The following is a 12,167-nucleotide window of genomic DNA, read 5'->3' on the forward strand; positions in this document are numbered from 1 at the left end:
TCAAGCCAGATTGACAACGGCGGACTCGCGAGTCCCCTGTTGTGCTGAATGTTTAAACCAGGCGAGTTGCCCGTGCAGATTAACCACCTCTCCAATCACCAGCAGCGCCGGAGTAGGTGCCGAGGCGGCCAGCGCCTCAAGTTGTTCTAAGGTGCCGGTCAGCACCTGTTGATCCTGACGGGTGCCGCGACTGATCACCGCCACTGGCGTTGATGGCGCGCGACCGTGCTGAATCAGCGCTGCGCTGATAGCGGCTGCTTTAACCGTGCCCATGTAGATCGCCAGCGTCTGACGCGCACGCGCCAGCGATGGCCAGTCAATATCATCGCCATCGGGACGGCAGTGACCGGTAATAAACATCACGCTCTGCGCGTAATCGCGATGGGTCAGCGGAATCCCGGCATAGGCTGTCGCGCCGGCAGCCGCGGTGACGCCCGGCACCACCTGGAACGGCACGCCCGCCTGCTGTGCCGCCTGCAGCTCTTCGCCGCCGCGGCCAAAGATAAAGGGATCGCCGCCCTTAAGGCGGACAACGCGCTTACCTTTCAGCGCCAGTGAAACCAGCAACTGATTAATCTCTTCCTGCGGCAACGTATGCGCGCTGGCGCGTTTACCGACGCAGATGCGGTCGGCGTCGCGACGCACCAGGTCCAGCACCTCTTCGCTGACCAGATGGTCGTAGAGCACCACATCGGCTAACTGCATTACCTGCAGGCCACGCAGCGTCAGCAGGCCGCTGTCGCCCGGCCCGGCACCGACCAGAAAGATCTCGCCCTGACGGGTTGGCTCTTCCAGCAGTTCACGATCCAGCGTGCGCTTCGCCTCTTCGACGTTACCGGCGGACATCTGACTGGCGAACAGACCGTCGAAGGCACGCTCCCAGAAACGCCGACGATCGGACATGCGGCTGAAGCGCTGTTTGACCTTATCGCGCCAGAGTCCGGCTACCTCCGCCATCTGACCAAGACTGGCGGGCAGCAGCGTTTCGATTTTTTCGCGCAGCATGCGTGCCAGCACCGGTGCGGTGCCGCTGGAGGAGATCGCCACCACCAGCGGTGAGCGGTCAACAATCGACGGGAAGATAAAGGTGCATTTTGGCTGGTCGTCGACCACGTTAACCAGCTTATGCCGCGCGTTTGCGGCTTCAAAAACCTGGGTATTAAGCTGGTTGTCGTCGGTGGCGGCAATCACCAGGAAAACATCATCCAGCTGGGTCGGGTCAAATGCGGTCGCCACCCACTCCAGCTCCTGCTTATCCAGCAGTGCCTGCAGTTCAGGGCAGAGTTCACGAGAGGCGATCTGAATACGCGCGCGCGCGCGACGCAGCAGTTCAATTTTTCGCGCCGCAATATCTCCACCGCCGACAACCAGAACCGGGCGGCCAGAGAGATCGGCAAAAAGAGGCAAATAGTCCACGTTAACCCTGATGATTTAACTTTGTATTAACGCGACTATACGTCGCTGAGTTTATCCAGATGAAATTACGAATTGGAATGAGTAGTTACCGAATGGAATAACGACGCCGCAAAGCACAGAACAATTTGTTCTTAGCAGATGTATTTAATGGCTTTTTTGTGAACAGGTTCACACATTCAGGGCCGCGCCTGCGTCTGCAAAAGCAGATAAATGCCAGTAATAAATGTGTGTTCGTGCTTTCGCTCAGAGCAGCGCCCGATTCCGCTAACCAGCTCACAGAACAAAAGGCGTATAATGCGCGCGGCATGGCTGGCCCTGGCCCGCATGCCTGTTGGCTCCCGGATAATGAAAAAAAAGGATGCACTATGTTTTGTTCCCTCCGCCTGAGGGTCGCGACAGTTTTGTTTAGCGCACTCATTTCCCCGCTGGTCCTGGCCGCGCCAGCGGGTCAGTTTGCCGAACAGCAGGTCCGGCACATCGCCACCTATTTTCCTGGCCGGATGAGCGGAAGTCCGGCTGAGCTGATGGCCGCTGACTATCTGCAACAGCAATTTACCGCGCTGGGGTATAAAACCGATACCCGCCAGTTCAACACCGGCTATAAATGGCAGGAGGATGACGGTACGCAGCGCTGGCATAAGCTCACGGCCACCTCGGTGATAGCCGCGCGTGCAGGCAGCGTGCCGCAGGAGATTCTGATCGTGGCGCATCTGGATACCTGGACGCCGCAGAACAGCAGCCAGGTCCATCATAATCTGGGCGGCTTACGTCTGCAGGGCGTCGACGATAATGCGTCGGGTCTTGGCGTGATGCTGGAGCTGGCACAGCAGTTGAGTCACAAACCGCTGCACTACGGCATCCGCTTTGTGGCGCTCAGCGCCGGAGAAACCGATCTGCACGGCATGGATGATTATGTTGAGCGGATGAGCACGCGTGAGAAGAAAAATACGCTGCTGGTCATCGATCTGAACAGCCTGATCACCGGCGATCATCTCTATTTCAACAGCGGCATGAACACGCCTCGGGCGGTGCGCAAGCAGACCAGCGACCGCGCTCTGCTACTGGCCCGTCAGTTGGGCATTCCCGCTGCCAGCCACCAGCTGAATCGCAAAGACTTCAACGGTCTGAATGCCTTCGACAGGGCGGGCTTTCCGCTGCTGGATGTCACCGCCAGCAACTGGACGCTGGGAAATAAAGATGGCGCGTTACAGCGTCATCGCAGCCACCACTTTCCTGATGGCGTAACCCGTCATCAGACTGATTTGGATAATCTGAGCTATCTCGACCGCTGGCTGCCGGGCCAGATAACCCTGCGAACCCGCGACAGTGTTCGCGTGCTGCTGCCGCTGCTCAGCGAACTGACCAATCCCAAAGTGTGAGGATCTGACATGTACGTGGTATTTCTGAATTACGTTCGTCCGATAGAAGAGGTTGAAGCGCTGCTGGCAGGCCATATCGACTGGCTCGATCGCTATTTTGATGCGGGCTTTTTTATTGCCGCGGGACGTAAAGATCCACGCACGGGCGGCATGCTGATGGTCAGGGAGATGGAACGTGAAAAGCTGGATGCGATCTTAGCGGAAGATCCGTTTGTCGCGGTGGCGGAGTATGAGGTGACGAAAGTGAATGTGACCCGTGCAGCGGAGGCGTTTGCCGGATTAAAAGGCGTTTAACTTCCTGCCTGACTGACTGCACGGAGACATTCTCTCCCCCTGGCGGGGGAGAGAAGCACGGCATCAGCCTTCGTGCAGACCACACTCGCGTTTAAGACCAAAGAAGCGCGTCTCTTCTTCTGCCATACCCGGCTCCCACTTGCGGGTGGTGTGGGTATCGCCCACCGAAAGGTAGCCTTCATCCCACAGCGGATGATACTTCAGCTTGTGCTGCTCCAGATACTGATGAATCTGGCGGTTATCCCAGTCGATAATCGGCAGCAGCTTGAAGACGCCTCGCTGCACGCTCAGCACCGGCAGATTCGCCCGGCTGCCGGACTGATCGCGGCGCAGACCGGCAAACCAGGTCTGGGCACTCAGGCTTTCAATAGCCCGGTTCATCGGCTCGACTTTATTGATCTCGTTATATTTCTCAATCCCCTCGACCCCCTGCTCCCACAGTTTGCCATAGCGCGCTTCCTGCCAGGCCGGTGAGGTTTCGGCACGGAACACTTTGAGGTTGAGATTAAGCTGGTTCGCCAGCTCATCAATAAAACGATAGGTCTCCGGGAACAGATAGCCAGTGTCGGTCAGGATCACCGGAATATCGGGCTGCTGACGCGTCACCAGATGCAGCGACACCGCGGCCTGAATACCGAAACTGGAGGAGAGCACATAGGCGCCCGGCAGATTCTCCAGCGCCCAGCTGACCCGCTCTTCTGCTGATGACTTCTCCAGCTGCGCATTGGTCGCCGCCAGCGCCATCGCACGCTGGACTTTGGACATCTCATTCAGTGCTGCGAGGTCGGGCTGACTCATTTTGCTTCCTCCCAGAAGTCGCGTGCCGGGTCCAGCACCGGCGCAACAATGCCTGCGCGGATGGTGAAGTCACCAAAGCCTTCAGCGGCCTGGCGCTCGGTGGCCCAGCGTCCCACCAGCTCATCAATGGTGGCGAGAATTTCGCTTTCGTTAATGTTTTCACGATACATACGGGGAATACGCGTTCCGCTGCGGTTTCCGCCCAGATGCAGGTTGTAGCGGCCTGGCGCTTTACCCACCAGACCCAGTTCAGCCAGCATGGCACGGCCGCAACCGTTCGGACAACCGGTAACGCGTAACACTATGTGCTCATCACCAACGCCATGCGCGTGCATGATGCCCTCGACTTTAGTCACAAACGCGGGCAGGAAGCGTTCGGCTTCTGCCATCGCCAGCGGACAGGTCGGGAACGCGACGCAGGCCATCGAGTTTTCGCGCTGTGGCGTCACATGATCCATCAGACCATGTGCGCGGGCGATCGCTTCAATCTGCGCTTTTTCGCTTTCCGGCACGCCCGCCACAATCAGGTTCTGATTGGCGGTCAGGCGGAAGTCACCCTGATGGATTTTCGCAATTTCCGCGATGCCGCTTTTCAGCGGTCGGCCCGGATAGTCGAGCAGGCGACCATTTTCGATAAACAGCGTCAGATGCCATTTGTTGTCGATGCCTTTGATCCAGCCAATGCGATCGCCACGGGTGGTGAACTCATAGGGACGGATCGGCTCAAACGTCAGGCCAGCGCGTTTTTCAACTTCCGCTTTAAAGGTCTCGACGCCAACGCGTTCCAGGGTGTACTTGGTTTTGGCGTTTTTACGGTCGGTACGGTTACCCCAGTCACGCTGCGTCGTCACGACCGCCTCGGCAACATCGAGGATCTTTTCAACCGGGAAGTAACCAAATTCGCTGGCGGTACGCGCGTAAGTCGCTTTGTTACCGTGCTCGATCGAAAGACCGCCTCCCACCAGCAGGTTGAAGCCCACCAGCTTGCCGTTCTCGGCGACGGCGACAAAGTTCAGATCGTTGGCGTGCAGATCTACATCGTTATGCGGCGGGATCACTACCGTCGTTTTGAATTTACGCGGCAGATAGGTTTCACCGAGAATCGGCTCTTCGTCTGTTGTCGCGACTTTTTCTTTATCCCACCAAATCTCGGCATAGGCACGGGTGCGCGGCAGCAGATGCTCGGAGAGCTTCTTCGCCCACTCATACGCTTCCTGATGCAGTTCCGACTCAACCGGGTTCGACGTACAGAGCACGTTACGGTTGACGTCGTTGGCGGTCGCCAGCGCATCCAGCCCCACTTCATGCAGCATCTGATGCGTTGGCTTGACGTTCTTCTTCAGAATGCCGTGAAACTGGAAGGTCTGACGGTTGGTCAGACGGATGCTGCCATAAATGGTTTTGTCGGTAGCAAATTTGTCGATGGCCAGCCACTGCGTCGGCGTAATGATCCCGCCCGGCAGTCGGCAGCGCAGCATCATGGCGTGGCGCGGTTCCAGCTTCTGCTCCGCACGTTCAGCGCGAATGTCGCGATCGTCCTGCTGGTACATGCCGTGAAAACGGATTAGCAGGAAGTTATCGCCGGTAAAGCCACCGGTCAGACCCTCTTCCAGATCTTCTTTAATGGTGCCGCGCAGATAGTTGCTCTGCTTCTTCAGGCGCTCAGCGTCGGTTAACTTACCTTCTACAACCAGCGGTCCAGGGTGTTTATCACTCATTAGTAAACGTCTCGCTGATAACGGCGCTCAATGCGCAGCTCACTTAAAAATTCGTCGGCCGTTTCACGATCCATTCCGCCGTGTTCGACCACCACATCCAGCAATGCCTGCTCGACGTCTTTTGCCATACGATTCGCGTCGCCACAGACATAAAGATGCGCGCCCTCTTCAATCCAGCGCCAGACTTCGGCCCCTTTCGCGCGGATCTTATCCTGTACGTAAATCTTCTCTGCCTGATCGCGTGACCAGGCAAGGTCAATATTCGTCAGCAGGCCATCCTTCACATATTTCTGCCACTCCACCTGATAGAGGAAATCGTCGGTGAAGTGCGGATTACCAAAGAATAGCCAGTTTTTGCCGCTGGCACCGTCGTTGTCGCGCTGCTGCATAAAGGCGCGGAACGGCGCGATGCCGGTGCCCGGGCCAATCATGATCACCGGCGCGTCCGGATTAGCCGGCAGGCGGAAATTGTCGTTGTGCTCGATGAAGACGCGGACTTCGCCCTCTTCTTCAACACGATCGGCCAGCCAGGTCGATGCACCGCCGCCGCGCTGGCGGCCTTCAATATCGAAGCGCACGGCACCTACAGTGATGTGCACTTCGGTGTCGGTTTCGGCCTGTGAAGAGGCGATAGAGTAGAGTCGCGGCGTCAGCGGGCGCAGCAGCCCGGTCAGCTGTTCAGCGCTCAGTTCAGCCGGTGCCAGCCGCACCATATCCACAATCGGATAGTGCTGCGCATACTGCTGCAGACGGGCTTTATCATCCACCAGCGACAGCAGCTCGGCGTTACGGGACAGCTGAGCGTACTGTGCGACAATCTGCGCGGTATTCACTGTCAGCTCAAAGTGCTTCTGCAGCGCCTCAGCCAGCGGCAGGGTTTTGCCCTGAACCTCCACTGACTCATCGCCTTTCAGCCAGACCAGCTCCAGTAGTTCGCTGACCAGCGCCGCGTCATTTTCATACCAGACGCCCAGCGCATCGCCAGGCTGATAGCGCAGACCGGCGTCGCCCAGATCGATTTCGATATGGCGCACATCTTTGTCTGAGTCACGTCCGGTAATTTTCTGATTCACCGCCAGGCTGGCGCTGAGTGGAGACTCTTTGCTGTAGGGACTGGTGGTCACTTCGTTGACGGTGCCTGCCGCTGTCGCCGCAGCCTGCGCCGGGGATTCGGTCGGCACGCGCTTTTTCAGAATTTCCGTCAGCGCACCGCGCCAGGCCGTGGCCTGCTCTGCATACTCGACATCCGCATCAACGCGGTCCAGCAGACGTTCGCCGCCCAGCGCCGCCAGACGGCTGTCAAAATCTTTGCCCGCCTGACTGAAGAATTCATAAGAGGTATCGCCCAGGCCAAACACTGCAAAGGCCGCCCCCTCCATTTTCGGTGCCTTCTTCGACATCAGGAATTTATGCAGCGCCACCGCCTCTTCCGGTGGCTCACCTTCGCCCTGAGTAGAGGTGACCACCACCAGCATTTTTTCCTGGCCAATCTGCTTAAACTTGTAATCACCGGCATTCACCAGGTTTACGTTCAGCTTCGCAGCCAGCAGATCATCACGCAGCTGCTCCGCCAGGCGACGGGCATTGCCGGTCTGAGAGGCGGAAAGCAAGGTAATAACCGGCGCTTCAGCGGCGGGCGCGGACGGTGCGCTGCTGGCGACGGCGCCACCCGGCGTCTGCTCTACCCGGCCCCAGAAATAGCCTGACAGCCACGCCAGTTGAGTCGGGGAATAATCTGTCGTCGCCGCCTGTAAGCGGGCGAGTTGTTCCGGTGAGAGCGGAAGCAGTGAACCAGGTGCCTGAGTCGTCATCGCGTTAAAAATTCCAGTATCAGAAGTCCGGACCGTAAAGTGGCGGAAGAGTGCGTAGGTTACCGGTCCGTATATTAACGATTAAATACACCTTCGACATATCAAATAACCAAAATGACTAAGTGGTTTTTCTGGTAGGGTTAATCGTTAAAACTGATAAGCAAACGGGTGATTTATTAGTTAATTAGCTCGACACGATCCGGTAATCGGATGGGAAAGTATCGCTTTGTGCGGCGCGGGTGCGAAAAAAGCGGTAATCAGGTAGAATTCAGCGGTTTTTAAATGTCTGAGAACCACTATGTCTACCACCTTGTTTAAAGAGTTCCAGTTCGAAGCCGCGCACCATCTTCCGAATGTGCCGGCCGGACACAAATGTGGCCGTCTGCACGGTCATTCGTTCCTGGTTCGTCTGGAGATTACCGGCGAAGTGGATGCGCATACCGGCTGGGTTATGGATTTTGCTGAACTGAAGGCGGTGTTTAAGCCTCTTTACAATCGGCTGGACCACTACTATCTGAATGATATTCCTGGCCTGGAAAATCCCACCAGCGAAGTGCTGGCGAAATGGATCTGGGATCAGATTAAGCCGCAACTGCCGCTGTTAAGCGCGGTCATGATCAAAGAAACCTGCACCGCAGGCTGCGTTTACCGCGGCTAAACCTGTCGGATCGAACCCTTCGATCCGACACTATTTCCCTTTCCGTCACGTATCTGAATCACCTCTTTCCTGCGGTTAACGACATCGCGCGCTTTATCAGGCGATATTGAGATATTTATGGGTCTGCATCGACAGACGCCAGTTGCGTGCAATACAGGTCTCAATGCAGAGTCGGGTAGCCTCATCTTTGCGACTGATGGGCTGCAGGGCGATAATTCGGGCTTTGGTGTCATCCATCCCCGCCAGCAGCAGATCCAGTGCGTCCACATCACGCTGACGCGCCACAGGATGTTTAATTTCATCGGCCCGGCTTAGCGCCTGGGGCAGCACATCGTAGCCGCCGCGCATGTTGACCTTCGGGGAGACAGTCACCCAGGTCTGTTCGGAACAGTGGATCTCGTGGGTTCCGCTGGTCTCAATCTGGCACTGGAAACCGTGCTGCTCCAGCGCAGTCGTTAACGGACGCAGGTCATAAATCGCCGGTTCACCACCGGTAATCACCACGTGGCGCGCCGTCCAGCCCTGCTGCGCAATGGCACTCACCAGGGTCGCCGCATCGGCATCACCCCAGGCGTCGCTTTCCACTGTCTTGATCAAAATATCGCCCAGCGACGTTTCCCGATCTGCCCGCTTTTCCCAGGTATGTTTGGTATCACACCAGCTACAGCCCACCGGGCAGCCCTGCAGGCGGATGAAAATAGCAGGCACGCCGGTGTAATAACCTTCGCCCTGCAGTGTCTGGAACATTTCGTTAATCGGGTAGAACATTTTTTACTCGCCTGGATAAATCGGGGCGCTGATTATGCCAGCGTGTACCGCACAACAACAGCTGCGCGACACGAAAAAGCAAAAGCCCCGCACAAGGCGGGGCTTTCAGTGTATGCGATGCCGCTTAACGCGCCATCAGCACAGGGTCATTACTGACCTTTAACTTCTTTCAGACCGTTGAATGGCGCTTTAGAACCCAGCGCTTCTTCGATACGGATCAGCTGGTTGTACTTAGCAACACGGTCAGAACGGCTCATTGAACCGGTTTTGATCTGGCCCGCTGCAGTACCTACCGCCAGGTCAGCGATGGTTGCATCTTCCGTTTCGCCTGAACGGTGAGAGATCACGGCAGTGTAGCCCGCATCTTTCGCCATTTTGATCGCAGCCAGGGTTTCGGTCAGAGAACCGATCTGGTTAAATTTGATCAGAATGGAGTTAGCGATACCTTTATCGATACCTTCTTTCAGAATTTTGGTGTTGGTCACGAACAGGTCGTCGCCCACCAGCTGGATTTTATCGCCCAGCACTTTGGTCTGGTAAGCGAAGCCGTCCCAGTCAGATTCATCCAGGCCATCTTCGATAGAGACGATCGGATACTGTTTAGTCAGATCTTCCAGGAAGTGGGTGAACTCTTCAGAGGTGAACGCTTTACCGCCTTCACCGGCCAGAACGTATTTGCCATCTTTGTAGAACTCAGATGCCGCACAGTCCATCGCCAGAGTGATGTCTTTGCCCAGCTCGTAGCCTGCTGCTTTTACCGCTTCAGCGATGACAGCCAGCGCTTCGGCGTTGGAACCCAGGTTAGGCGCGTAGCCGCCTTCGTCACCCACTGCCGTGCTCATGCCTTTGCTTTTCAGCACTTTTGCCAGGTTGTGGAATACTTCAGAACCCATACGGATAGCTTCTTTAACGTTAGAAGCGCCAACCGGCTGGATCATGAATTCCTGGATGTCGACGTTGTTGTCGGCATGTTCGCCGCCGTTGATGATGTTCATCATAGGCAGTGGCATAGAGTATTTGCCTGGGGTGCCGTTCAGCTCAGCGATGTGCTCATACAGCGCCTGACCTTTAGAAGCTGCAGCTGCTTTAGCCGCTGCCAGTGACACAGCCAGAATGGCGTTAGCACCGAAGTTAGATTTGTTCTCAGTACCGTCCAGGTCGATCATGATCTTATCGATGTTCGCCTGATCTTTCGCGTCTTTGCCTTTTACCGCTTCAGCAATCGGACCGTTTACTGCAGCAACGGCTTTGGTTACGCCTTTGCCCAGGAAACGTGATTTGTCACCGTCACGCAGTTCCAGCGCTTCGCGTGAACCGGTAGAGGCACCTGATGGCGCAGCGGCCAGGCCTACAAAACCGCCTTCCAGATGCACTTCAGCTTCAACAGTCGGGTTACCACGTGAGTCGATAATTTCGCGACCGATGACTTTTACGATTTTGGACATTACGATTTTCCTCAGTACAAGTTAGTCAATCCTAAGACAGACAACGCGCGAAAAGTTCGCGCGTTGTCTGTGAAACTTACTTCGCTAAACGCTTCTGATGCTCATGCGCGGCTTTAACAAAGCCGGCAAACAACGGATGGCCGTCGCGTGGGGTCGAGGTAAACTCAGGGTGGAACTGGCAGGCCACAAACCACGGATGGTTCGGGATCTCGATAATCTCAACCAGTTGATCATCACCAGAGCGACCTGCTACGCGCAGACCGGCTGCTTCAATCTGCTTTAACAGCATATTGTTCACTTCATAGCGGTGGCGATGGCGCTCAACGATGGTGTCAGAGCCGTAGAGCTGGCGAACCTGGCTGCCCGGCGTTAACTGACACTGCTGGCTGCCCAGACGCATGGTGCCGCCCAGATCGCTCTGCTCGCTGCGGACTTCGACGTTGCCTTCTTCGTCACGCCATTCGGTGATTAATGCCACCACCGGGTATTTACAGTCTGGCACAAATTCAGTGGAGTTGGCGCCCGGCATGCCCGCAACATTACGCGCGAACTCCATCAGCGCAACCTGCATGCCCAGACAGATGCCCAGGTACGGCACGTTGTTTTCACGTGCGTACTGTGCGGTCATCAGCTTGCCTTCCACACCACGGTAGCCGAAGCCACCCGGGATCAGAATCGCATCCAGATCTTTCAGTAATTCGACACCGCGGGATTCAACATCCTGCGAATCGATCAGTTTGATGTTCACGGTGACACGATTTTTCAGGCCACCATGTTTCAGCGCTTCGATAACGGATTTGTAGGCATCCGGCAGCTCAACATACTTGCCCACCATACCGATGGTGACTTCACCACCCGGATTAGCTTCTTCGTAGATCACCTGCTCCCACTCGGCCAGGTTGGCTTCCGGTGCATTCAGGTTGAAGCGCTTGCAGATATAGTCATCCAGGCCCTGCGACTTAAGCATGCCAGGAATCTTGTAGATGGAATCAACGTCTTTCAGCGAGATTACCGCTTTTTCAGGAACGTTACAGAACAGGGCGATTTTGGCACGTTCGTTGGCCGGTACGGCACGGTCAGAACGGCAAATCAGCACATCTGGCTGGATACCAATCGACAGCAGCTCTTTTACGGAGTGCTGAGTCGGTTTGGTTTTCACTTCACCGGCAGCCGCCATGTACGGTACCAGCGTCAGGTGCATATACATGGTGTGTTCACGGCCCACATCCACGGCCATCTGGCGAATCGCTTCCAGGAATGGCAGTGATTCGATATCCCCTACCGTGCCGCCGATTTCGACCAGCACCACATCATGACCTTCACCGCCTTCAATAATGCGTTCTTTGATGGCGTTGGTGATGTGCGGGATAACCTGAATGGTTGCACCCAGATAGTCGCCACGGCGCTCTTTGCGCAGGACTTCTGAGTAGATACGGCCGGTGGTGAAGTTGTTACGACGCGACATTTTGGTGCGGATGAAGCGCTCGTAGTGACCCAGATCGAGATCGGTTTCAGCGCCGTCATCAGTGACGAAAACTTCGCCGTGCTGGGTCGGGCTCATGGTGCCTGGATCCACGTTGATATACGGGTCCAGCTTCATGATGGTCACGTTCAGACCACGAGCTTCGAGAATGGCTGCGAGGGAGGCGGCGGCAATGCCTTTACCCAGAGAGGAAACGACCCCGCCGGTCACAAAAATATAATTCGTTGTCATGCTGAACCTGAGAGTTTAGGTTTAAAGACGGTGGAATAACCAGGACGGGAAAACAGTATACTGGAAACCGCTATCAGCCACAATTGATGAATCACAGCCATCCTCCAACGCATTGCTGCGTCCTACCATAGCGGATAGCTGCCAATGAAATGTTGATGTGCGTCAC

At 56.1% G+C, this 12,167-nt stretch carries 10 protein-coding genes; 3 read left to right on the top strand and 7 right to left on the bottom strand.

Annotated features, from left to right (window positions below):
* Complete coding sequence (gene cysG, locus AC6I8J_RS14765) at positions 1 to 1,416, bottom strand: siroheme synthase CysG (RefSeq protein WP_222925050.1); 1,416 nt, start codon at positions 1,414 to 1,416, stop codon at positions 1 to 3.
* 365 nt (positions 1,417 to 1,781) lie between these two features.
* Here cysG and AC6I8J_RS14770 point away from each other — a divergent pair, with 365 nt between their 5' ends.
* Positions 1,782 to 2,795 carry an aminopeptidase gene (locus tag AC6I8J_RS14770; protein ID WP_161732790.1) on the top strand — a complete coding sequence of 338 codons (1,014 nt, stop codon included), beginning with the start codon at positions 1,782 to 1,784 and terminating at the stop codon, positions 2,793 to 2,795.
* Between the two features lie 9 nt (positions 2,796 to 2,804).
* Positions 2,805 to 3,089 (top strand): YciI family protein, encoded by a 285-nt coding sequence (locus AC6I8J_RS14775; protein WP_161732792.1) that lies wholly within the window; start codon positions 2,805 to 2,807, stop codon positions 3,087 to 3,089.
* Between the two features lie 63 nt (positions 3,090 to 3,152).
* On the opposite strand, the gene AC6I8J_RS14780 is transcribed toward AC6I8J_RS14775, so the two are convergent.
* From AC6I8J_RS14780 to cysJ, 3 genes are read right to left on the bottom strand one after another with little or no spacing between them, the layout of a single operon-like run.
* The gene (locus AC6I8J_RS14780; protein WP_497825517.1) at positions 3,153 to 3,887 is read right to left on the bottom strand and encodes a phosphoadenylyl-sulfate reductase; all 735 of its coding nucleotides are present in this window, start codon (positions 3,885 to 3,887) and stop codon (positions 3,153 to 3,155) included.
* The gene (gene cysI, locus AC6I8J_RS14785) at positions 3,884 to 5,605 is read right to left on the bottom strand and encodes an assimilatory sulfite reductase (NADPH) hemoprotein subunit (RefSeq protein ID WP_161732795.1); all 1,722 of its coding nucleotides are present in this window, start codon (positions 5,603 to 5,605) and stop codon (positions 3,884 to 3,886) included. The genes AC6I8J_RS14780 and cysI overlap by 4 nt, the downstream gene beginning before the upstream one ends.
* The gene (cysJ, locus tag AC6I8J_RS14790; RefSeq protein ID WP_161732797.1) at positions 5,605 to 7,416 is read right to left on the bottom strand and encodes an NADPH-dependent assimilatory sulfite reductase flavoprotein subunit; all 1,812 of its coding nucleotides are present in this window, start codon (positions 7,414 to 7,416) and stop codon (positions 5,605 to 5,607) included. Before cysJ ends, cysI begins: the two co-directional genes overlap by 1 nt.
* A 298-nt stretch (positions 7,417 to 7,714) precedes the next feature.
* Between cysJ and queD the strand changes: the two genes are divergently transcribed.
* Entirely contained in the window at positions 7,715 to 8,074 is a 360-nt protein-coding gene (queD, locus tag AC6I8J_RS14795) for a 6-carboxytetrahydropterin synthase QueD (protein WP_497825518.1), read from the top strand.
* Positions 8,075 to 8,170: 96 nt separating this feature from the next.
* Here the strand turns inward: queD and queE are convergent, their stop codons facing one another.
* The 3 genes from queE to pyrG form a co-directional block, all read right to left on the bottom strand.
* Positions 8,171 to 8,842: a 7-carboxy-7-deazaguanine synthase QueE gene (gene queE / locus AC6I8J_RS14800; protein WP_161732801.1), complete on the bottom strand. Its 672-nt coding sequence runs from the start codon at positions 8,840 to 8,842 to the stop codon at positions 8,171 to 8,173.
* 149 nt (positions 8,843 to 8,991) lie between these two features.
* Positions 8,992 to 10,287, bottom strand: coding sequence for a phosphopyruvate hydratase (gene eno, locus AC6I8J_RS14805; RefSeq protein ID WP_013358880.1), 1,296 nt, complete (start codon positions 10,285 to 10,287; stop codon positions 8,992 to 8,994).
* Between the two features lie 76 nt (positions 10,288 to 10,363).
* Positions 10,364 to 12,001 carry a glutamine hydrolyzing CTP synthase gene (pyrG, locus tag AC6I8J_RS14810; protein WP_013358881.1) on the bottom strand — a complete coding sequence of 546 codons (1,638 nt, stop codon included), beginning with the start codon at positions 11,999 to 12,001 and terminating at the stop codon, positions 10,364 to 10,366.
* Positions 12,002 to 12,167: the final 166 nt, after the last annotated feature.

The sequence above is a fragment of the Pantoea sp. X-Soil-ISGK-355 genome, from assembly GCF_059730805.1.